The organism is Butyrivibrio fibrisolvens (assembly GCF_037113525.1).
Classification (GTDB): domain Bacteria; phylum Bacillota; class Clostridia; order Lachnospirales; family Lachnospiraceae; genus Butyrivibrio; species Butyrivibrio fibrisolvens.
Genome location: NZ_CP146963.1, coordinates 22,021 through 47,072, shown reverse-complemented (window position 1 = coordinate 47,072; position 25,052 = coordinate 22,021). Strand labels below are relative to the sequence as shown.

Sequence of the window (25,052 nt, the reverse complement as noted above, 5' to 3'; positions counted from 1 at the left end):
AGAGCGATGCCATGTGACATCACTCTTTATAAATAATAGACTCAAAATATCGAAATATAAATTATTCATAACATCATTACTGAAATTCCAACATTTCTTCCATTTTCAATAACACATTTATTCTTTTTCCATCTTTTCAAACTGAATATCAAAGTACGTATCATGTGAATATGAATAAAAGTAAAACTCTACAAAAACTAGATCTCCCACCTCAAAATTGTTAGATCCGTTATATGTTCCAATATACGTAATAACATCTCCATGTTGTTCGTTTTCAAGCGTAAAAGTATCTCCTTCAATCTTTGTTATAACAAGGTGTTCCTCATACTTTGTTCTTCCATCAAATGGTTCATCTGTTTCCATTTTTTTATCATCCAATACATAGGAAGCATCATTATACATTTTATAGAACTCTTTTTGCTGCATATACTCTAACTTACAGAGTTTAATACGACTATCGCCATAATAATTTAAAACAAGTTTCTGTTCTTCTAGATATATTTCCATTACTCTATCTTGTTCTTCTGATGTAAGATGACTAAATACAGTCCTATATTCTTCCCAAACAATAATATCTAATGAGTCAAATAATTCCTCCGGATAATATCTTACCTCAAAATAAGTATCCATATAATCATAGAACAAGGCATTTCTTTCATAATATGCATTTTCAAGATCCTCTAAAGTATAGCTTTTCCCATATTCCATATTAAAATAAAAAGCTTGAACTTTAAGTTCATACTCTTCAATAGTCTTTTCACCATCACTATTTTTTATGAAAAAAAACTTATCTGCCCATTCGTTATAATACTCTTCTCTTTTATAATTTTGATAGTATCCATATGCTTTATATATTATTGCCACAGATATAATAAGCACTAAAAACAGGAATATTAGATAAATTATCTTCTTATTCTTCATCAATTATACCTTCTTCCAATTGATATAATGTTTGTAATTCAGCATCAGATAACTGTTCCAAATTTTTAACATCACCATATTTTTCAGGATGTTGTTCGATATACGTTTTCATACGAGCATAAACTTCTTCCGCTTCATTTACTTGCTCAGGTGTTATATCATTTGAATCTTCACCTTCTTCATTTGCTTGCTCAGGTGTTATATCACTTGAATCTTCACCCTCATACATATATCCTGCAATTAAGAGTATCTGATATACTTTTTTTAATTCAATATCAGTTAACTGTTCTAAATTTTCAACACCTCTATAATTTTGGGGATATTGTTCAACATACTCTCTCATACGAATGTATACTTCTGCCGCTTCACTTGCTTGCATAGATGTTATATCATTTGAACGATAAAAATAATCACCATCATTCAAATATCCTGCAATTAAGCCTATCGTATAGCTAATATCATCAATTCTATCTTCGCCCCCATTTTCGAAAAATTTACTATAATTTATAGTAGTTTCATTCTGCATTAAAAATGAATCTTTTAGCTGTTGTGTGGTTATTGGTTTAGCACCAGAATTATTAGATTGACCTGCCATGCACTCATTATAATAAATTGTCGCTGCATGAATCATGCTCTCATCAAATGAATCTATGACAACGTTGTATTCAAGTGCCCCATTTATTGATTGTTCTACCAAATAACCATGGACCCCGTAACTTAGAACCATACTTTGTAGGTCCAATCCGCCTTCAGCACTACTAAAGGCACGATAATCTTCCAAATAGCTGCCTGCTACACCACACGCAGCGGCTATACCTCCAGCTATAGTAGATGCAAGATATTCTGCTACTGCACACCCAAGATATGAAAATGGCATTGCTCCTATAGTTGCACATTGCAAAAGTCCATCCAGAATTGAAGCTGCACATCCCATCTTACTAGGTTCAATAAGGTTAAGTATACCATCATTTATCTTTTGACTCATATTTTTTGCTGCATAAGCCGGATATACCTTTATATAGTCTTCTTGAGTGATATATACGCCATTATAGCGATCCAAATTAACTATATATGAGCCCTCTTCTTCGTCAAATGTTAAGCTTGAATATCCTATACATTGAGATCTCTTAACTGTAGCAACTGCCTGTGAACAGCAAATAGCTCTTGTATAATTCCGAGTATTCTCATCACTATCTATTGCTACCACTAGGTCCTTGGCTTTTTTTTCATACTTTGCCATTAGTATCATAACTTGATCTGAATAGTCATATTCATATGCCTTACCAAAAGATTTAATTATTTGTGCATTGTCCAAAAAATTATCCATATTCGTATCGCTCATTTTTACAAGACAATCTACAAGGAAATCATATTCTACTTCCTGTGCTAAAGGCAATTCTAATTGGCACCATTCCTTTATTGCATCCCAATCATACTCATCACCATTCATAAAAAAATTTTTTGTAGAAGTTTTGGTTACAGCATATGCCACCACTTCATTAATCTCATCAGAATAATCCGAAATAATTGATAGTTTTACTCCAGCTCCATATTTTTCTGCCTTAAGATATGTATTTTCAATAGTAGCCAAACTTGAAGTTAATTCCGCAATTACTGTGGGGTCAGGTTCTCCACTTTCTCTTCTCATTTCAATTTGTTTATCGAGAGAACTAAGTAATTGATGGGCTAATCCATCATATTTGTATGCCAACACATCCTTGATTAACTTTTCATCATATGCTACATATCTCTTTCCGTCTTCTTCTTTTTCAATTATAAAATTTTTCATCCACAAATCTATTCCTTTGATAGCCGATTCATCATTTGAATTATCGTCGTCACATAATAATTCAAGATATCCATCCAAATTTGCAGCTATCACTTCTTCTTTAATTCTCCAATCTGATTTGTGACATAAAATCTCTGTTATATCCATTGAAATATTATCTATCAGCTCAAATACCACTCCATCTGGTCCTATATGTACATTAGGCCATACTCCTCCTACCGTATACGAGTAATCTTCTTGTTTTAATGCCTTCAACTCTTCCAGATACTGCTTAACAATGTCATTTGACATATACCCATACATTTCATCTAAATAATTACTATTAAATACCGTCCCTTCGGGCAGGACACGATCATTACATAAATACAACAGTATATTATCAACGCGTTTTAAGCTTTCTGCGCATTCCAAATTAGATAAAGAATACTCTATCTTATAAATGTCAACTTCAGCTATCCTTGATAACGCTTTTTTAGTAACATCATCCATTTGATCCCAACTAAGATTCTCGTCATCAAAACAACCGTTTTCTTCATACTTATCTAACAATCTTTTGATTTCAGCATTAACTTCTTCATCTTCTGTCATATATTCATCATATGTACCGTTTGAGTCTGCTTCACCTGAATACGTAATCGTACTCGTATCATTATTCGCTTCCTTTTTCTGTTTTTCTTTTTGCTTTTCTTTGTGTTCTTTTTTAGTTTCTTCAGATGCTTTTCCGAATAATTTTTCATCACCAGCATATGTTTCAGCATGAGTCTTAGCAATTCCATCGCCAGGTCTTCTTAATCCAGATAAGCCAAGCGCTTTTTTTAATACTGTCTTATCATCACCACCATGGTATCTATTCTTATTTTTACCTGCTATTCTATCAACAAGTGTTCTTGCAAAGGCTGAACCTGCAGCTGGGCCTTTCTGACCTTTGCATGATTCAAGTATAGACTCTATCTGGTCGTTAGAGTATCCCATTTCAAGAAGTACTGCTTTTTTCTGTTCTTCAGGAAGATTAATAAAAGCAATACCAAAGTCCTCTTCTGAAAGTCTTGATACATCTATATCTTTCTTATCAAAAAGCCTTTCAAGTATATTTTCAAGCTGGGCATCACTTAATTTACCACCAAGTTCTACAGCATTATATTCTTCAAGGAAGTTGATGATATCTCCATCCTTCATATGAACATCGTCACCAAGTTCAAGACATGAAGGATCAAATGGTTCAGGTACTGCCACTGGAGTTGCAGCTATAAGCTCATTAGAAAATGTATTATCCATTTCCTGAGTTTTCTGTTCGTATCTACTAACAGAACTATTATAAACACCTGTGCGATCTGCAACATTCTGTGTCTGGGTTTTGATTGGCTCTGTATATGAAGAGTAATCGAATTTTGCAACATCTGTTTCGAGCTCTGCAAGGACACTTTCTGCACTTTCTACCTTACTCTTTACGTTTAATGCTCTCTGTCCTGCTTCTGACATAGAGTCTTTAAGAGAAGAACAGCTATCGTTATCGCATAAAAGATCTCCACTGCATGCGCCCTGATCTGATTCTGAAGGCATGGATCCACTTCTGAATATCTGCGGGAATCTGTTACAGAAATTCTTTGATTCATATGCTGTCTTTTGAGCCTTCTGTATAGCTTCATTACATGCATCGAGTTCCTTCCATGTCTCTACCATCTCTTTATTTAGAAGATCATGAAGCTGGTCTCTTGCCATATCGCCATCTTCGCCTTCCCAGACGTCTTCTGTCAAGGATGAAAGATCAGATTTTCCGTTATTGATAACCTGTTCTGTTGCGGTCATTGCTTCGTCATGCTGTTTCTTCACCTCTTCAAGTAGGTCGAGGTTCCATTTGATTCTGCCCATAAGTTGTGCTCCTATACTTTTTGAAAATATTTAATATTTCTGATTTCTATATGTTAAACGATCAGAAAGTTATAAAAACTCAACAATATCTTACGCTCATTTGCATTTAGTCACCTTATTATCCGACGAAATGCATTTTTCATGCGACGAAATGCATTTCGTCGGATACCTTCAACAGAAAAAGCGATGCCATGCAGCATCGCCTTATCATTCCAAATTTATGCAATTATATCATTTTCATCTTCATCTCCAAGCTGATCTGGTTTTACTGTGCGCAGCTTTGTGATATGAGAACCTTCAACATAATAGCCTTCATTAGTTGTAAGCGCTTTTGAAAATTCTCTTGTAACAGACATTGAGAAATCCAGGTTTCTCTGTTCATCAAGGTTACAGAACATGAAGAATCTAAGAGCATCTCTTGCATTCTTGATACACTGTGCAGCACCATAGCTAAGTCCGGTATTAGGAAGCTGTCCCATGATAATACACAGGCCCATCTGTCTGTACTTGTTAGTAAGTCTTGCAAACATCTGTGATGCCTCAGCATTATTATCAATAGCACTGTAACAATCCTGGTTATTGATGAACAGTACCATCATGCCATGTTCATCTTCAACGTTCTTACCTGCAAGCTTGTTATTATATCTTTCAGCCATAACCTGCTCTATATCTTTTACAAAGAAAGGAGCATTTCCAGGGTTCAAAGTATACAATACATTGTCTTCATATTTCTTGGTCCACTCGAAGTGTCTGTCAATTCTGTCAAGGATACGGATTTCAACAGGATGTTCCTTCCTTCTTTCAAGCAGTGTTGAAATGATATAATCCTCCATATCATAAAGACCATGCTCTTTGACACCGAGCATTCCAAGGAAGTCATATTCCATGAGATCGATGGATTTAAGCGATGTTGTGAGATAATCAACACCGACAGGAATCTCATATGGCGCTTTGGCCTGATATCCAATCTCGTCGAAATATGCTCTTCCAACAACGTTAGGCATGATAGGAATACGTCTGATCTTAGAATCTTTGAATCTCTCATTTACTGATTCTATATATTCATCAATGATTTCAATTCTCTTACTATCATCCTCTGCATCAAATGCCTCATAGGTCTGTCCTTCGTAGATGGTTCTGTCAATTGAAATAAGGAATCGACCCGGAGTATCATCAGGTTCCATCTTGCACTTTTCAAACAAGCTGGAATACTCTGCTGATGATGCACAGTGATAAGCCAGCATCTGTCCAAAGTTTGCAATGTATTTGTAACCGATTCTTGATGCCTGGGTAACTGTTGTAACTACAGTAATTCCTACACTGTTACCGTCTCTAAAGAGCATAAGGAATACGTCAACATACTTTTCATACAGCTCTTTCAGGTTACCAAAGTTATCTATCATAAGGATGATCTGTGGAAGATCTCTATGACCACTTTGTCTGTATATGCTGTATGAACCATATCCGCTTTCTGCAAGGATCTTCTTACGCTTTTCGACCTCTTCATTTATCATCTTTACAAAGGTCTTGAGCATATCATCATCTCTTGGTGTGATGACACCAGCTACAAACTTAAGCTTTTCAAACTTCTTAAGGATCATGGATGCAAAGTCGATAATGTAGATATTTACATCCTGCGGTGTATATAATTCACATACTGATCTGATGATCAGCTGAAGAAGGCTTGTTTTACCTGATCTTGATGCACCTGCAACAAGTGTGTTGTTCATGGTCAGGTTAAGCTCTGTTGCCTTCTGAACCTGATTATCAGGATCATCATATATTCCCAGAGGAATACATATATCGCTTTCGCTCTTTTCAAATCCTTCAAGAGTAAATGGTATTTTATTCTCAATGGGCGGCAGACATATAGGTGACATTTTTGCGATCTTATTTTTTTCACAATATTCATGAATATGTGCTACGATCGCATCCATCTGAGTATCTGCTTCTTCCTGCTTCTTCTTCTCCTGATGGTAGATGATCTGTCGCTGTCCACCAAGTCCGACTGCTCGAAGCTCAAACTCTTTCTGTTCATCTACGCCCAGCATTGTTGCAGGCGCTCCACTATATGCTGATTGGAACAGTAAGAATATCTCGTTATTACCAACTTCAAGATATGCACGTCCCGGTTCCTTGATGTCAGCGGCAAGAGGGGACTTAAGTACTTCTTTGGAGTCTGATGCATCCTGAACCTTCAGACAGAGTTTGAACTTGGAGTTACTCCAGATCTGATCGTTTACGACACCTGCAGGTTTCTGGGTTGCAAGTATCATGTGTACGCCAAGTGATCGTCCGATACGGGCTGTACTGATCAGCTCTTTCATGAATTCAGGCTGGTCTGTCTTAAGTTCGGCAAACTCGTCGACTATAAGTATAAGGTGAGGAAGCGGTACCTTGGCTGTTCCTGCCTTGAAGAGCTTGATATAATCGTCGATCCTGTTAACGTCAAACTGTGCAAACAGTCTCTGACGCTTCATCAGCTCTGCCTTGATCGATTTAAGTGATCTGTCGATCTGCTTACCATCAATGTTTGTGATAGCACCGTTAAGGTGTGGAAGGTCACGGAACTGGTTGGCCATACCACCACCCTTAAAGTCGATGATAACAAAACTAAGTTCATAAGGATGGAAGAGGGTTGCCAGAGACAGTACAAAAGTCTGTAAAAGCTCTGATTTACCGGAACCTGTAGTTCCTGCTACAAGGCCGTGAGGGCCGTGTGCTTTTTCATGTATATCAAGACTAAGTACGCTTCCGTCTGCAGTAACACCAATAGGAGCTGCCATACTTTTTGTTATATCTGAACTGCTCCATCTATTATCCAGATCAAGATCATATGCACTCATTACTTTTAAGAGTGAAAAGAGTGACATGTTCTTAGGAAGTGAACTGTCGATGTTGATCTCTTCAACATACACAGGAGCAAGCTTTATAGCTGCATCTGATACCTGCTTTAATGAAAGAACAGGATACTTAAATTCCTGAACGATCTCAGCTGATTCCACATCCTGAAGTGTTCCTTTATTGTCACCATCTTTAAGGAATATAACCTTGTTAATTGCATAATGGATCTGCTCAGGATACTCATCAAGAAATACAAAGGTACAGTCAAGATCCTTGGCATCTTCTGCAAGTTCTGTAACAGGATGTCCGTTTATCTCATCTGATCTGTATACGAAAACAATTAAATGAACTCTTACTACTTTATTAGAGTTCTTATCATTTTTTCTTGCGCTAAGTTCTGAATAAAGATACTGCAGTAATCTTTTTCTTGTGTCTTCATCATAGGATATATAACGGATTCCGCTTTCATCATCTGTCATATGAGGAATCCATCTGGTCCAGTTAAAATCAGCTATATCTTCCTGTTTGATGATCAGGAACATATGTACCTGGTTGAAGAAGTGCTGGGCTGATATTGCAATGATAAGGTTATACAGGATATTGCGAAGGCCCTGTCTGTTGCCTACAATTCCAAGTCCGCTTATTTCCTTAAGATTTACAGTTACTGGATTTTCTTCTATGTACTGATATTTATCATGAGCCTTCTCCGGATATTCCATAAGAGGGTCGTTCAGTTCAATATAATCGCGGTCTTTGAAAGTAACCTGTCTTTGAGATTCTACTCTTCCGACGCCTATTCTTATATTCAGGAAATCGTCCTGATCTCTGTCTTTTTCAAACAGGTGTGCATCGAAGTCTCTGATACGATCAACAGCTTCTGTGACCGAAGGATTCATGATCGTCAGTATTTCTTTTTCCTGCTGACGGGCTTCCTGTACTTCTTTTTCCTTACGGTCCATGTATTCTTCATATTTTTCATATCTTTCAACATCTTTTCTGTGCTGCTTCTTTTTGCTTCTGAAGAAGTTGATGATTGTCATAACGATACTGACACCCATCATCGCTCCCATGTATAAAGCAAATTTAGCTCCGCCCTTAAATACAAAGCTTCTAAGACCAACCATTATACAAAGAGATGACAACATTGGAAGGATAGTCCAAAAGAGTTCCTTATCATCTTTATCACCCTTTTCCTGAGGGTCTTTGATCTCAAGCTTGTCTGAAGGGACCTTATACTGAAGTCTGAAATTTCTGACAAATTTAGGATATTGAAGTTCATTATTGGACTGCTTGATGTGCTGGCAATCAAAGGATGTTGTTACCTTTCCATCATCACTTACATACCAGGCACCGTCTCTAAAATAGAAATCATGTCCGTATACTGAAAGAAAACTATTTTCAGTAAAAATAGCATTATCAGCTCTTACCGGGAATCCGTTTACAGATACTGCAAATGGTGCATGAGATATATCAAGTTTATATTCACATCCTCTTTCGGTTTCTACAGAAGTTACAGAAAGATAGCTTTTACCTATTACGGGATCATTTATGATGATCTCGCATCCTGACATTGAACCCATCAGGAACTGTCCCTGCCTTGGGACATTTATCTTCATATTGTAATCTTTTGAATGTATACCAAAATCATATGCAAATTCTACATAGAGAAAAGCTATACCGGAATCTTCATAATTAACGGCAATGCGGTCTCCGACATTAAGGAAATGAACTTTTTCCTTTATTGTCTTATCCGTGCTCATGTCGATATTACCTGATACTGTAAGGATATATTTGTCTTCCTGTTTCAAAACATCCAGGCGAAACTTTTCAAAGAATCTGTCCTTACCAAATCTCAGCTGACATTCCTTGGTATTACCTATTGAGAGTGAGGTTTTGTTCTCAAGGGGTATCTCTTTATAAAACTTGTTACTGTAAATTATGATACTGTAGTTCATTTTGGTTTCGAATTTCTCCGGTTTTATCGGGTGTTCGCATTCGCGTTTCTTGTTAGATTAACGCTGCTGCTGTGTTTTTATAGCATCCTCTGTCTAACAGATTATCTATACTATAATCATTGATCTGTGGAACATATTCACATACCGGGTATCCAAGGTTATGTGAAATCTCATTGATATGATTTTCTTTATTGGACTCGCATCTTCCACATGTTATATAAAGCTGTCCTGACAGAGTTTTCATTATTTCAGCAAAGGCTTTTATTCTCTCTGCACTATCCTTATTCTGCATACATGTAACAAGGATAGTCTCGCTGGAAAATAGTCTCATCTGTATTTCTGAAGTCAGGCCTTCAGGGAATTCTGCAATTATATAATCGTATATCTGTCTTCCTGCAAGCTCATCGATAAGTGCAAGCAGTGATGTAAATGTTATCTGATATGTTCCTGTAAGTCCCTTAAGCTGTGGTAATATATCGATCTGTTCATGGATCATTTCTTCAAGTGCGCAATCCGCAGCCATATGGGGGTTTATTGCTATTGCATGAATAAGCTTGTCAGACATATATCTTCGTGTTGTGTCCGGATTTAACAGGTTGTAGAAATGCTGAAAGGGTTCAAGATTCACATACAGGACCTTCTTGCCTTTTTGAGCCATCCTGATTCCTGCGCATATGGCTGTAGCTGTCTTGCCACTGCCACCTGCCACGGAGCAAACATCTATGATGTGCGTCTTTCGGCTACTGAGCATTCCGCTTCTTATAAGATCTGCCGGAAGACTTCTTATGATGGCCTGTGCTCCGCCGAACTTACTGATACGGTTATCACTTTTAAGTATCGTATCTTCACTCAGTAACAATACTTTTTCTGCCTGAAGATTCTGGCTTATCAGTGATACGCTTTTTTCTTCAACTATCAGTAAGCTGACTTTTCTCGGTTTCTTCTGGTATTCTTCCAAATACAGGATGTCAGATATGATCTCAAGTACTACCGAAGAGGAAAGCTGCAGCGCAAGCTTTGTTTCAATATTCAGGTTGTATTCTTCATCTGTTGAAACGAGAAGTAATGTTTTCTTGTTCATTTACCTTAATCACTCTTTAATTGCGAAATTCAAACTCTTCATCGCCAAAGCTGATAACATTTCCCGGATGCAGTGGTATCTGCTGACCCTGAGGAATTCGGTTACCACTTACGAATGTTCCGTTTGTAGATCCGACATCTATGATCACGGCGCCCTGCATTGTTCCGTGAATCTCGGCATGCATACGGCTTACGGCTGTGTTATTACGTATGCAGTAATCGTTATAATTTTCGTTCTTGCCTATACGATATACGGGCTTATCTATTACTATGTTCTCTCCTGTACGTTTACATATAAGAGTTCCGATAGCATATGAATTCGGAGAAGGGTTCATTCCTGCGCTTAGTACGGTTGTTTCTGATGATGCGGCAAGATTATCAGAAGGGTGGAATTCTCTTACATTGCTTGTGTCTGGCTGAATCTCAGGTTCTTTCTGAAGTTCTCTTGATTTTGACTTTATCTCTCCTGATACAACAGGCTTCTCTTCCTCTTCGACTTCACTCTGATCTTCAAATCTTTTGCCTGACATTATTGCTTCTTCTTTTTCTTTCTGAAGCTGTCTCTTGCTCTTTTTCTTTGGCTTTGAGTTTCTTATTATAACTACTATCAAAGTAATAAGAACTACCAGGATCACTCCTATAAGAGCAAATATCAGAATGAATATCTTTTTGGGAATTACCTGTACTATTGTCTCTTTATTCTCAACATCACCATTGCCTTTGTCGTCTTTTTTCTCATTTTCAGGTGGATTGAGATACTCATCATATTCTGTTGCTGTCATAACGTTGACTGTGTCGAGGCCGACAGCTTTAAGAACTTTCATGATGCTGTTGGAGCTGATAGATATAAAATAGTTGCCTTCCTTATCAAGGGTGTTCATACCTATTAGCAGTCCGTGATCATTAACAAGTGGTCCGCCGTACATGCTTGACTGCATTGCTACTGTCTGAAGTATGACTTCGCTGCTGTTCTTCTCTGTGATATTTGTTATCTTACCTGAGAGGGTAACAACATCCTTTGTGCTGTAATAATCGATCGCATCATCAAGGATCTTACTCATGCTTGGAAAGCCAAGGGCGTATACATCATCTGCTTCTGCGAAAGCTCTTTTATCTGATTTCTCTTTATCATCAACAAGGAGAGTAAGTGGTGTACGGTTATATACCTTATCGTCCAGTTTCAGTACTGCCAGATTCATCTCTTTGGATGAATAAGCGACGCTTGCAGATGTTGCAACGTCTCCTTCGTAAGCAACTTCTATCTGAAGTTTGATCTTGTCCCATGCGTCATCTTCGTTAGAGATTCCAAGCTGCTGGTATACAGATTCTCTTGTTTTCTTGGAAGGAGACACGATATCCTTTGTAGATATAACGTACTGGTCGCCTTCTGATGTCTCCAGTAGGAATCCAACTCCGCATGTGACCATATGTCTTACTTCATTGTCATCTATGAAAAGAACATTGATCTCAAGAATAGATTCCGTCGCATCCTGAACAGTTTTCGTTGTTGGCTCTTTAGGATTTATAAAGTTTTCGATATCTTCAGCTTCTGCATTGGCATCTTTGGTTGCTGCCTCCTCTGAAGCAGTGCTTGATTCATTTGAAGCTGAACTTTCCGCAGAGCTCTCTGTTATACTGCTTCCTTCTGCCGCAGTCTCTGTTGCATATGAACTTATCGAAAATAACTGAATACATGTAAATGTAATTAGTAATGCTGATAATAATCTTCTCTTTTTCATCATTCCTCCATAACTATCACAGAACCATTTCTTATCCCTAACTCTTCAATGGTTACATCACCTCTTATTAGCGCTATGGGATTCTCTGCCCTCATATATGCATGAATCGGATCGTCTACATTTATACCCAGATGAAGTCCCTGATTAAGTCCATATATTAATTCTGCTGCCGTTATATCTGTTGGGATCTCGATGTCTATTCCCGGATCTGACGACCTTCTTTTAAAAATAACTATTACTTTATCTTCCATTATTCATGGCCTCTATCTTTTTAGAAAAATTTTTACATTTCGACGAATTTCTCTATGTGTACCTGAAAGTCCATATTGGCAAGTCTTAACATGTCATCCTCTTTGAGCCTTGCAGGACTACCTGGCGAAAGCAGCTGACCATTAAGCCATGTATGATTAGTGCTTCCAAGGTCTTCTGCATAGCAGCCGTCAGGTCTTAGTATTATTCTTGCATGATTTCTACTAATGGCACTGTTTATGGATATTACTCCATCACAAGTCGGGTCCTTACCGATTATGAATATCTCTTTACCAATATAAATTCCAAAGGAACCATAAGCTCCATTATATCTTAGTTCGACTCGTTGGATTCTGTTTTCCTGTCCTGCACCCTCATCTATGTAATCTGAAACGCTATCATCTGCTGCCCACTTATCAATAAGATATGAAATAAAGATCTTGGCTTCCTGCTGAATGTCCGTTTCTTTAGTTTCTATAGCCTTTGATAATCTATCGAGCATTGAGATAAGCTCTATGAAGTTCTCAGACATTTCTGATTCTTCAACGGGTACGAGCATTTTTATAACATCTTCAAACTTTGCTATCCAGCTGTCTTTATCTTCTGTTACCCACGATTCTACGGGAGTCAGTATAAATCCTGGTGTTCCGTTCGCCATGTCGATGAAAATGTACTGTTTTCTTATATCCAGATATTCCTTTTTCCAGAAGGGCTGCTCTTCGATCATATTAAGTGTCTGTGCCAGACCTCTGAGAATCATTGACCTATAAGAAACGCTAAGTTTATCCGCAACTTCGGAAAGGCTTGTCATTCCTTCTGTACTGTATAAAAGCCTTGTCTGTCCGTTCTTCAGGATCTCGAGTATCGGTATAAGATTGGCATGATATGTTTCTTTTAATATTTTCTGTCCAAGATATACTATGTGTTCATCCTGACTCATCGAAAATGCGACATGGTCGCTGTACTGAACTGATTTCATAAGGATTTCCCCAAATATATTTAAAGCTGCAAGAAAACATCCCGCTTTTCCTGCAGCTAAACTATCTATTACATCATCCTGTTTTTTTGCAATAGTGTGTAGCTGATTTCTTTAAGACTTGCCCATTGATGCGCTTTAAAACTGATGTAATTATACCTTTTTTTACACTTTGTACGTTCGTCATCCGACGAAATGCATTTTTTATCCGACGAAATGCATTTCATCGGACAAAATGCTGTAAAAATCAGGAGCGATGCGCTTTTACACCGCTCCCGAAATTTATCAAAAATGCTTCATATTTACTTTTATGACTATTTTATATATCAGTCCTCTAAATCATCAACATGAGAGGAATACTCCTCATCAACATTTCCATAGTTACTATCGTTATTGATATTGAGCTGATCTATGCATGCAATTCTTAATTCTGTCGGAATATCTCTTACAGATTTATAATCGCCGGAACTGTGATTTGGATCATTACATCCGTATACAATTGCGTTAAGTGCAGCCTTTATTTCTTCGTCAGTATAATTATGGATTATCCAGAGCGATGTAGTATTTTTCCTGATATTATCAACTATCTCGTCGTTCTCTATAAGACCTCCCCAGTATGCTTCTGCTTTATCTCCGTCAGTTCCATAAAGGGCACTGCATCCATCTTTATCCCAATCTTTGAGAGCCTTGATTCTATAATAATCATTTAATTTAGTGTAATAGTACGGTTTGCCGTCACACTGATATGCCATTACAGTATCAGCCAACGCTGTGTCAGAGATTTTTCCAAACAGATCTTTCTGTGTATTGTATCCGGTTATCTTGGAGAATAATCCATCCAAAGCATTGAAAAGTGTAACCTGGGATTTTTCTGTTTTTCCTATGTTTCCGTAAGCGTCTAATGCCTGATCTTTAGCTGTTCCTGCCTGATCTTTACTGAAATCCACAATAAGCTTCAAGCCTTCTCCGGCTTCTTTACAATAAATTCCAAGGAGAGAACATGCTGTATCAATAGCAACATCCTTTGCAGCTTCTTCTTTTAATCTCTCAAGCTTTTCTATTTCTGCTCCACATATCCAGTTTGTAGCTGATTCTCCATTTAATGCATTGATAACAACTTTATGATCAGATCCTAAGTCTGCTCCATTTCCCGTACTAAGTATAGACCATGAGAATGTAAAGCTGTCTCCATTTTGGAAGTCAACGCCACCATTAGGATCTATCTTCATATTGCAGACCATGCCATCTTTGGATTTCTCTTTATATATTCCATAGATAGAATTCCACAATAATTCATTATTATTAGCTTTGTTAAGCTCTTTTATTACAGCCTGTTCTGCATCACCGGAATAATCTTTTGCCCATACATCCTCTATGATACTATCTGCAGCAAGTCCACTTCCGACAGCTACGCTTTCAATATATTTATCTGCATATACAGGATCGCTTATTACAGCGTTACAGAAATCGAAGTATTCTTTATAATCAGGGCCATTTGAGTCAGCCGCAAGTATATTGGCATGATTACCCAGAATCAGCTTAACATTGGAACTGAGTTCTCCAGGATCTCCGGAAAATACATCCTTGTAGCTTTCATCTGACTTAAATAACCTGTCAAGGAAAGTCATGTCATCTGAGCTTTTTGCCATAGCATACTGCTTAGCAAGTGCTTCCTGAGGAGTTCCTTCCTGGGGATCAAGCAGGGAATATTCATGCTCAAAGCAGCCGGATTTTTCTCCTTCACACTTCTTGATATATCTAAGAGCCCTGTCTTCACTTGTATAGAATGCACTCTCTTCTACATCATCTGCATTATCCGGATCTCTGAAGCCAAAAGATATTCCGGCATCAACAATGCTTACATCAAGATATGAGAATGCCGGTACATTATTACCGCCACCCTTTTGAGCTTCTTTTAGTGTTTGAACTATCTCAAATCCAACACCATCTTTTTTCAGATATGTTTCAAAATCTGCGATTCTTTCAGGATTGAAGACCTCAGGAACATCGCATCCGCCAAAATCTGCCACAGTATGCAGGATATTTCCTACTCGTGCTCTGTCTTGCTCACATTCGGAATTATCAAAGCTCTGGTCAACATTTTCAATGCTTACATCATATATAGCAGCAAGAGCTTTTTTGGTGGTTTCATCGCAGTCTTCCCAGATTACGCCCTGTTCTGCAAGGCCATTCAGGTCATCACCATATTCCTCGAATAATTCGTCTATGCGCTTATCAATTTCTGAAATTCCTGTTTTGTACTGGGCATATGGATCAGTAGCTCCGCCATTGCCAGCACCGGCTGCATAGGATTTTGCATTTGTAACACTTTTAAGATTTGTAACTGTACTGTTGGAAGATGTATATGCAAGATTCGTAGCTGTATAATTAGACTTTTTATACACTGTATTTATAGCGCTTGGATCTTGGGACATACTAAGAGTATTAGAAACTTGAATGCTTTTAGATGCATCGAGAAAATTAATTACGTCTCCGTCTTTCATATGAACAGAGTCTGCCTGAAGGAGGCATGAAGGATCAAATGGATTCGGAACCATTGAAGGTGTTGCATCTAACAACTCCCTGGCCAGATCGTTATCCATTTCAGTTGTTTTGACCACATATTTGCTTACGGCATTATTATATGTTTCTGCTCGATCTGCAACTTTCTGAGTCTGTGTTTTGATCGGATCTGTATATGATGAATAATCAAACTTTGCAACATCTGTTTCAAGCTCTGCCAGAAGGCTTTCAGCGCTTTCGACCTTACTCTTTACGTTTAGTGCATCCTTACCGGCTGCATCCATAAAACTTTTGAGTTCTTCACTATTTCCAGAATCACAGAGCAGTTCCCCACTGCATGCTCCCTGATCCCCGTCTGAAGGCATAGACCCGCTGTAGAATATCTGCGGAAATCCATTACAAAAGTTCTTGGATTCATACGCTGTTTTCTGAGCTTTTTGTATTGCACTATTACATGCATCAAGCTCTTTCCAGGTCTCTACCATCTCTTTATTAAGAAGGTCAGATAATTGATTTCTTGCTATATTTGCATCTTCTCCTACCCACACTTCTTTTGTCATTGATGCAAGGTCAGCTTTTCCATTTTCTATGACCTGTTCGGTTGATGACATCGCTTCTTCGTGCTGCTGTCTTACTTCCTCGAGTTGATCAAGGTTCCATTTAATACGACTCATAGTAATCCTCCCACTTGCATTATCAATATACATATAGTTCCAGTTTACTATTTATATATTTTTGAAAGTTTTGTATCCGACGAATTGCACTTTTTATACGACGAACTGCATTTTTTATGTGATGGATCGCAATTATTTTGTGATAAGTCGCAATAATTAATACTTTTTGTATATATTTAAATAGATATCTCTAATAAAAAATAAGCAGTGAATGCTTATGGTTAACAGCATTTCACCGCTTATTGAAAATTATTCTATTTGAGATATCTTCTTTTAGTATTTATTACTTTCCAAATCTAAAGCTCTTCATGTCGAAATTACTTCCAGGAAGGAATACAAATGTGATAGTTCCATCACCTTCTATATTACCTATATCAAAAGAATACTCGGTGATGTCATCGCTCTCATAAGCTTCAAGTATCTCTCTTGTACTTATACCGTCGCCTTCAAACAGGATGTGGATGGTATTCTGTCCATCTCTTGCCCTTCCGCAGATAGTAACCTTGGAAGGCTTATCATCTCCAAAGTTCATATCTTTATAAACGAGTGATACGTTATTGCCAATTCCTGATACAATATCCGCTTCCTTAGTGTAAGTATCACCATAGATCTCATCTGCATCCACAGCAAGGTGTTCATTGAATGCTCTTTTATTTTTCTTAAACTCAAAGCCTTTGATATGGAGCTTATTCCAAGTTTCAAAGCTAAGATCACACACTCCTGTAAGGGGTTTTTTAAGCTTCCATGTCACTTCCTGATATACATTCCACATAAATGGCTTATCGTATATCTCATCCAGTACAACCTCTCCGTCTGACCATAACTTGATCCTACTGGTTCCTTCATCTAAAGCAAAAACCGGAATTGTAATCTCATCAGCAAGGTCTCTTCCAAAATCGAGTCTGTTAAATGTAACAATCGTCTTCTGGCCTCTAGCAGTAGCAAATCCCTTATCATTACCCGTACCAATCTCGCCTTCAAAGCTTTCATACATACTTCCTGATACAAAGTTGTATGGATCAAGGAACGCAGCTCCCATTCCCTTAACTTCAAAGTCCATGTATGAGATGATTCTTGTCTTGTCGCTACCATTCTTTGAAAGCGCTCTTACGAAGAATCTTCCATCACCCTTGGCTCTTACTACAGCCTTTCCATCTATAACTTCAAGCTCTGCTATATTGGACTTTGCTCCAAACTCAGTTACAGCCTCGAATGTGGCATCCTTATAGCTTGCATTTTCAGGAAGGATTTTAACTGATAATACCTTTTCTCTATCATCCTGGGTAAAGATATTGCTGCCGCTTTCATTTACAAGCTCAAGCTTACGGATCGGTACTTCGTCTTTTTGACCAAGGTTTATGACTCTGTCTGAGCAAGCTTCTAAGGCTTCAAGAGGTTCATAACAGAGTATCTTTTTAGTATAGCTGCTACCTATTTCATCTAACCTATCACTCTTAACAGAATGTTCGATGCTATCTTCAAAGCTCTTTACAGTGTATTCAATACCTCCTTCAAGTCTTTTTACACTTCTAAAAGTATACTTTGATTCCTCTAACCCTTCACCAGTAACTGTTACCTCTATATCGCCTTCCTTGCCAGTTGTCTGTATTATTGCAAGAAGCTTACCACCAAAAAGTCTTCGGCTGTTTCCTTTATAGCTGTCAAGATCAGAGCTGTCGCCGTTATCAAGGCCAACCAGTCTTCCTGCTCCTGTTACTGTTACTGTAACTCTATCCTGGGCGTTGGCTACCTCTGTGCCGTCTTTATCCAGCGCAGATATTTCAAGATATGCAAGGTCTTTAGTATTTGCTATAAGATCTTTTCCCTCTTCAAATGGACGCTTTATGCAAAGTTTTTTTGCATCTTCAAAGCTCTTAATGACATCAATAGCTATGACTTTACCATTTGTATCAAGAGCCCTTGCCTCAACTATACCTTTTGTATATGGAATCTGAAGATTCCATTCTATCTTGCTTCCTGAGCCAGGCTTATTAGAGAATTCGTGATCTCCAATTCTTTCTCCGTTTACATACAGCTCTGCCTTAGGAGCATTGGTCACGATCCTTATATCAATAGTCTGACCTTCATTGAAATCCCAATAAGATGGACAGATGTGGATCATTGGTGCTTTACCAGCATCAGTCCATGCGGCCTGCCATTCATAGAATACGTCTTTGGGGAAACCTGCCGTATCTATCTGGCCAAAGTATGAGTTCTTGGTATGATACGGAGTCGGCTCTCCTATATAATCAAAGCCAGTCCACAGGAACTGTCCCATGGAAAAAGGCGTATCCCTGTCAACTCTGATACAACTTTCCGTGCTCTTAGCTCCCCAGCTCGTCTGGCTGTTACCAAGGCTTGAACACTGCTCATCATCATCTGAAAGGACACTTGCCGATGCAGGGAAGTGATATATGTTTCTGCTCTGTACTATTGATGAAGTCTCACTTCCATAGATGACCCAGCCAGGATGTGCCTTGTGGTGCTCTTCATAAAACTTCTCTGCATAGTTATATCCGGCAACTCCTAATATATCTGCACACTTCTGAGCATTCTCCCATGGCATGTAGTTTGAGCCTATTGTTGGTCTTCCGTTACCATTGTGATCAAATTCCTTAACAAGATCGGAAAGCTCCTTAGTTATCCTCTGGCCATCTTCATCCGCATGGGTGTCATAGATTTCGTTACCGATACTCCAGAATGCCACACATGCATGGTTCCTGTCACGACGAACCCAACTTGCCACATCTCTCTTGTGCCAGCCGTCAAAAAATCTTGCGTAGTCATAGGTAGTCTTAGACTTCCTCCACATATCGAAAGCTTCGGAGATAAAGACAAAGCCCATCTCGTCCATAAGATCAAGCACATCTGGAGCCACCATATTATGAGTTCCTCTTATAGCATTAACTCCCATGGACTTAAGCATAGTGAGCTTTCTTCTCATGGCTTTGGAATTATATGCACTTCCAAGAGCGCCATGGTCGTGATGCTCGCAAACACCGTTAAGCTTTATATTTCTGCCATTAATGATAAATCCCTTATCAGGATCAAGAACTATATGTCTGAATCCTACTCTTGTCCTGTATTCATCAACTTCTCTGCCATCAACAAGCAAGTCCACTTTTATGTTATAAAGATTAGGACTATCCGGATCCCACTTCTTAGGATTTTTTACAAGATATTCGTTTACATATCTGTATCTTTTTATCCCGGACTCAAGCTCTTTGTAGTCGCAGTAAGGAGCATCTATGATAGATACTTTTTCTGATAATCCAAGTTCTTCAATATCTACGCCATCCAAAGCCGCGCTGATAGAAGCTGTATCTGCCTTACTTCCGCTAACTTCCGACTCAATTCTAAGTATGAAATCATCCCCGCTTGGCCTTGAAGATATATAAACGCCATCATTTGAAAGGCAAGTTTCGCTAGTTATGTTAAGCCATACATCTCTGTAAATACCGGCGCCAGAATACCATCTAGTATTTAAGCTCTGATACCTTACAGATACAGTGATATTATTAGTACCCTTTTGCAGATAATCTGTTAACTCGAAGGTAAAAGAGGAATATCCGTACTTCCAGGTCCATACACTCTTTCCGTTAACATAAACTTCACTGTCCATGTAGATTCCTTCAAAGGTTATGAAGCATCTTTTGTCAGCATCCTCTTCGTATTCAAAATCCTTAGAATACCAGCCAAGTCCGTCTCTATACAGATCTGTACTGTCATAGATCAGCCAGTCATGCGGAATCTCAACTTTCTTAAAGTCGTCTTTAATCTTCTGAATATCATCAAATGTAGTATCAAGGCCTGTCTCAAGAAACTTCCAGCCTCCGTCAAATAAGTATCTCATGTGTCTGCCTTTCTTGTATTAGTACGATATTTAAAGCCAACTATTTGTATTTTAGCAAACATGTAGATATTATTCGATAGCAATGAATTTATTATTCCTTTTAATAAATCATCTTGAAACATACACCACTCAGCGTACAAAAATAAGGCCGCAAGAATCATATCCGATTCATGCGACCTTATTATTCATAATATCAAAACTATATAAAAATTAGTTTTAATTTAACGTCTGATCAAAATCATTTCAAAAGCTATTTTGATCTAGCGTCTTATTTTTTTGTATTTGGTTCTACACCAAGTTTCTTCTTGCGCCAGAAGTATACGCCTGCTCCTGCACAGCCTGAAGCTCCTACAACTCCTCCAGCTACTGCTACCCAGATTTTAAATGGATCTGTATCCGGCTCAACTAAAGGCTTGATCTCATCGTTTTTAGATACTTCCTCGTCTTCTATAATCTTTTTCGCCTGACGTGAAACCAATACGTTGTTAAAATCTTTCTCAGACTGATTTCCAGCAACATCTGTTGCAAGGATCATTACATTCTGATATTTGTCATCTTCAGGAAGGCTAATTGTTAATGTACCGCCCTGCTTCTCGATATCCTCATCTGTAAATGATACAAGTTCCTCAAGTTTATCCTGTCCTACATATACTACAAGACTCTCAAATCCCATGTTATCAGATACATTGATGATGAAATCGTGGCCTTCTTCCTCGTATACACCTTCTTCTTCAATTCCGGAAGTTACGATAGAAGGAGCTGTCTTATCAACGGCAAACTCGATCTCTTTTTCTGCAGAACGGTTGTCCTGTGTATTGGTAGCTCTGTCCTTGGAATATACCATTACAGAATAGTTACCATCTTTTTCGAAGTTATCTGCCTTGACTGTATATGTCATGGATTTCCATGACTTGTCATCACCCTGGACAGTTACTGTGTAGTCTTTGCCCTCTTTAAGAACTTCACTATCACCATCTCTGTCGACTGAAACCTCTTTATATGTTAGGCTGTCAACATTGATCTCTGTGATAGTAACATCCTGAGGCTCATTTGTATAATACTGCTCTGTAAGTTCCTGAGTGTTTTCACTAATAACATATACAGAACCAAATCTGTTTACAGAGAATACAAGCTCTTCTTCTGCTACGTTACCTGCAAGGTCTGTGATCTTAACGCTAAGAGTGTACAGATCGTCAGTATCCTTGTCATGAGTAAAGTCACTGTATGTGATAGTTACTGTGTCAAATACTGTAGACTGCTTGGACTCTGGTGTAACTTCTCCGTGGTTTGCACCCTTCATAACAACAGTTGTATTAGAGAAGTCAATATTCAGATCCTTGTAGATAAGTACAGGAGCAACTACTCCGTTATTAGCTGAATAGTTCTCAACACCTGTGAATGTGATATCAGGAACTGTAGTATCAATTACGAAAATATCACTTGTAAATATCTCTGACTTATTACCTGCAAGGTCTTCTACTACAATTGTATATCCATACTTACCATCTTTAGCAAAAGACATTGAAGAAGTATATACATTCTTCGTTTCATTTGCAGCAAAGGTTGTAAGCTTAGGAAGCTCAGCCATTGGTGTGTCATCATCAGATGCCTGTGACTTTACATCAACCAAAGTCTCATCAAATGACATTTCATCAACCTTTATGGTCGCTTTTCTCACATCTTTGTAATAATAGGTATTTTTAACATCGTTGTTATCATAGGTTACTGTAACAACAGGTGCTGTAGTATCTATTATGAAAAGACTTATAGTATGTGTCTCAGATTCGTTGCCTGCTTTATCTGTAGTCTTGAACGAGAAGTCGTAACGTCCATCTTTTGTAAATGCTACAGTCTTTACATAAGTCTGATCACCGGCTGCTGCCCATTCTCCCTCTGCAGGAAGATTGTCAGGAGCGTTCATTGTAAGCTCACATTTACTGCTGTCAAATGTGTAATCCTTAACAGTAATTGTAGCTGTTCTTGATGCGTTGTAATAATAACCGTTCTTAGCAGAGTTATTATCAAAAGTAATAGTTACAACAGGAATTGTACGGTCAATAGTAAATCCTGGGCCTTCATATGTGTCAGATGTATTACCTGCTCTATCAGTTGCAACTGCTCTAAGTGCATATTCACCATCATCAGAAAGCTCAACTCTGGCTGTCCAGTGATCTGAACCTTCACTGTGATTCCAATCTGTAACCTTGAGTTCTACAGCTGTTCCATCTGCTTTGGTTCCTGTGATTACAGCATCTATTCCCTCTTCAAGAAGGTGTTTTTCTTCAATGCTGATCTCTACATATACTGTATCTTTGTAATAACTCTTATCTTTGCCTTCAGGCTTAACATTTTCGCCACCTACTGTATATGTTACAGTGATCACAGGTGCTGTTGAGTCGATTACAAAGCATGGACCATCAACAGGATCTGAGATATTACCACTCATGTCTTCTGCCTTGGCACTAAATATATAGTCACCATCACCATTAGATGTAAATGTATACTCAGAAGCAGCTTCAAGTTCGTGATTCTCTTCTCCCTGACCTGACAGTCCTGGTTTTTTACCACCGTCTCTTTCGCTAAGAGTTACTTCTTTGATGTATCTTTCTTCTACCGTGAGCTTTCCTGAAATATCATGATTGAAGAAATATGTTGTTGATGCAAGGTCTGTTGGATATCCGTCGCCAAGTTCCTCGCCCTCAAGTTCTGTAAATCTGATTACAGGTACTACACTATCTATTACATAGCTTACAGGTTCTATTCTGTCTGTAGCTGTATAGTTATTATAGTTTTCGTCTTCCGTATCACCTTTAATTACATATGTCAGGTTGCCAGCCTCGTCAACAAGCGCAACACTTCCAATCTTAACAGGACCCTGATTCTGGCTTTCGTAAGGAAGAGTGATCTTTATATTTTCACACTCATCAATAGCTTTATCCGAAATTTCTATTTCTTTTATTTCGCTTCCATAAGGGCATAGATCATCATATATAACGTACTGTAATTTAGAAAGACCTGAAGCCGTGCTTACTTCTGCATTTGCTTCATTGATCGAAGGGTCATAGGAATTTGATGTATTGATAGTCAGAGTAAGATCTCTCTTTGCATATACAACGCTTTCCTGACCTTCACCAAACTTATATGTTCCGGATACTCCCTTATCGTCACCATCATCATCTTCGTCATAGGTAACTTCGATATCTTTGACAACAGGGCTTGTACTGTCGATCTTAACGTATATAAGACCATCTGCATTAACAGAGTTTACTGCTATATTAAACCAACAATCTCCTTCAGGTTTAAGCTTATATATCTGATACTGATCCTTATCATCAGGAAGGTCGAAGGTTATTTCGTAATATGGACAAAAGATACAGCCAGATGACTTGATAGTTCCAGCTATTGGTGTACCTGCAACCTCGTTACCACTCTCATCTACAGGAACAAGTGAAACCTTGAAATTACCACTATCATAAAACCATCCTGTAAAGAAAACTGTCAAAGATACTGATGGGTCTTCTTCTCCCTGAAGTGAGATCCAGTCGCTATCTTCATATGCAGGAGATGCATATTCTCCAGCAACCAGACATCTTTTTGAATTAGCAATATATTTCTTAGAATTATCAGGAGAATCTGTCCCAATAAAGTGATCTTTTTCTATAGATATATTGCGGAAGATATTGTTTTCTTTTTCTTTACCACTTGCATCTTCTTTAGAATAAGAATCTTCTGTAGCAACGCCGTAAATATCCTCGGCAGTTATTTTTATTATCTCATATGCAGCTACATTTGAAGGGAATGTATATGTATAAGTTCCGTTCCCTGCATGGTGCATTTCAGCATAAGTTGTACATTCTGTCTCAATGTTCTTATATTCTATTTCAACATAAACGCCATAAATTGCCGGTGATGTTCTTTTTTCTGCCTGGGGATTAGACGGATCTACAGCTTCAACATTAACATCTACTGAAATAGTAACTTCATCTCTTGTTCTAAGAAGGTTGTCCTTATCCCATCTGTAATCATTTTCTTCCTCTGCGTCATTCGCAAATATAATCTGTCCATTAGAGATGACCAATGATTTCTTAAGTCTGGGTGCGCCAAGTACCTGAGGTGCTTCTTCTGTAGAAGCTTCCTCGGCTGCATCTTCAGAAGAACTCTCTGTAGAAGCATCAGAAGCCGATTCTGTAGAGCTTTCTGCTGCAACGTCTGAAGTTGACTCAGTTGAAGAGTCTCCTGTTTCTCCATTGTTTTCATCATTAGAACTTGAGAATCCTGCATCAGCAGGTTTTTCATTCTCCTCTAAAGAACCACCTGCACCAGCAGAATCTTCTTTATGTTCCTCTTCTTTCGCCTGATTCTTATTCTCCGATCCACCTTCCTCAGTCGTTACTTCTGTCTGTGGAGCATCTGAGCTTCCTCCACTTTCTGCCAGTGTCTGAATGCCGCTCATACCAATTACGATAAAACATGCTGTCAAAAGCGCTGTAACTCTAAAGAACAAGTTACATTTTTTACTGTGCATCACTTTAATTTCCTCCTTGAATACCTAACCATCTCTACAAGCATCAGCCCCTTAC

10 protein-coding genes are annotated in these 25,052 nt (G+C 38.2%); all 10 read right to left on the bottom strand.

Features of this window, described 5'->3' with window-relative positions; genetic code table 11:
- Positions 1 to 117 precede the first annotated feature (117 nt).
- The 10 genes from WAA20_RS00135 to WAA20_RS00090 all read right to left on the bottom strand — a co-directional run bounded on the left by WAA20_RS00135 (position 118) and on the right by WAA20_RS00090 (position 24,997).
- Positions 118 to 921, bottom strand: coding sequence for a hypothetical protein (locus WAA20_RS00135; RefSeq protein ID WP_073390568.1), 804 nt, complete (start codon positions 919 to 921; stop codon positions 118 to 120).
- On the bottom strand, positions 911 to 4,579 hold the full coding sequence (locus tag WAA20_RS00130) for a hypothetical protein (protein ID WP_338801965.1): 3,669 nt from the start codon (positions 4,577 to 4,579) through the stop codon (positions 911 to 913). Before WAA20_RS00130 ends, WAA20_RS00135 begins: the two co-directional genes overlap by 11 nt.
- Positions 4,580 to 4,797: 218 nt before the next feature.
- Positions 4,798 to 9,378, bottom strand: a complete 4,581-nt coding sequence (gene essC, locus WAA20_RS00125) for a type VII secretion protein EssC (protein WP_073389320.1) — start codon at positions 9,376 to 9,378, stop codon at positions 4,798 to 4,800.
- Between the two features lie 52 nt (positions 9,379 to 9,430).
- A complete protein-coding gene (locus WAA20_RS00120; protein WP_073389322.1) occupies positions 9,431 to 10,459 on the bottom strand; it encodes an AAA family ATPase in 1,029 nt (342 codons plus the stop codon).
- 16 nt (positions 10,460 to 10,475) lie between these two features.
- Complete coding sequence (locus WAA20_RS00115) at positions 10,476 to 12,197, bottom strand: FHA domain-containing protein (RefSeq protein ID WP_073389324.1); 1,722 nt, start codon at positions 12,195 to 12,197, stop codon at positions 10,476 to 10,478.
- On the bottom strand, positions 12,197 to 12,448 hold the full coding sequence (locus WAA20_RS00110) for an EsaB/YukD family protein (RefSeq protein WP_073389325.1): 252 nt from the start codon (positions 12,446 to 12,448) through the stop codon (positions 12,197 to 12,199). The genes WAA20_RS00115 and WAA20_RS00110 overlap by 1 nt, the downstream gene beginning before the upstream one ends.
- Before the next feature lie 32 nt (positions 12,449 to 12,480).
- Positions 12,481 to 13,425, bottom strand: coding sequence for an FHA domain-containing protein (locus tag WAA20_RS00105; protein ID WP_073389327.1), 945 nt, complete (start codon positions 13,423 to 13,425; stop codon positions 12,481 to 12,483).
- 323 nt (positions 13,426 to 13,748) lie between these two features.
- On the bottom strand, positions 13,749 to 16,619 hold the full coding sequence (locus WAA20_RS00100; protein WP_073389328.1) for a hypothetical protein: 2,871 nt from the start codon (positions 16,617 to 16,619) through the stop codon (positions 13,749 to 13,751).
- 283 nt (positions 16,620 to 16,902) lie between these two features.
- A complete protein-coding gene (locus WAA20_RS00095; protein ID WP_073389330.1) occupies positions 16,903 to 20,472 on the bottom strand; it encodes a glycoside hydrolase family 2 TIM barrel-domain containing protein in 3,570 nt (1,189 codons plus the stop codon).
- A 268-nt stretch (positions 20,473 to 20,740) separates the two neighbouring features.
- Positions 20,741 to 24,997, bottom strand: coding sequence for an Ig-like domain repeat protein (locus WAA20_RS00090; protein ID WP_073389331.1), 4,257 nt, complete (start codon positions 24,995 to 24,997; stop codon positions 20,741 to 20,743).
- Positions 24,998 to 25,052: the final 55 nt, after the last annotated feature.

Coding starts and splice junctions, on each gene's coding strand:
- WAA20_RS00120 (WP_073389322.1), bottom strand. CDS start 10,459: ATGAACAAGAAAACATTACTTCTCGTTTCAACAGATGAAGAATACAAC.
- WAA20_RS00130 (WP_338801965.1), bottom strand. CDS start 4,579: ATGGGCAGAATCAAATGGAACCTCGACCTACTTGAAGAGGTGAAGAAA.
- WAA20_RS00105 (WP_073389327.1), bottom strand. CDS start 13,425: ATGAAATCAGTTCAGTACAGCGACCATGTCGCATTTTCGATGAGTCAG.
- WAA20_RS00090 (WP_073389331.1), bottom strand. CDS start 24,997: ATGCACAGTAAAAAATGTAACTTGTTCTTTAGAGTTACAGCGCTTTTG.
- WAA20_RS00100 (WP_073389328.1), bottom strand. CDS start 16,619: ATGAGTCGTATTAAATGGAACCTTGATCAACTCGAGGAAGTAAGACAG.
- essC (WP_073389320.1), bottom strand. CDS start 9,378: ATGAACTACAGTATCATAATTTACAGTAACAAGTTTTATAAAGAGATA.
- WAA20_RS00115 (WP_073389324.1), bottom strand. CDS start 12,197: ATGAAAAAGAGAAGATTATTATCAGCATTACTAATTACATTTACATGT.
- WAA20_RS00135 (WP_073390568.1), bottom strand. CDS start 921: ATGAAGAATAAGAAGATAATTTATCTAATATTCCTGTTTTTAGTGCTT.
- WAA20_RS00110 (WP_073389325.1), bottom strand. CDS start 12,448: ATGGAAGATAAAGTAATAGTTATTTTTAAAAGAAGGTCGTCAGATCCG.
- WAA20_RS00095 (WP_073389330.1), bottom strand. CDS start 20,472: ATGAGATACTTATTTGACGGAGGCTGGAAGTTTCTTGAGACAGGCCTT.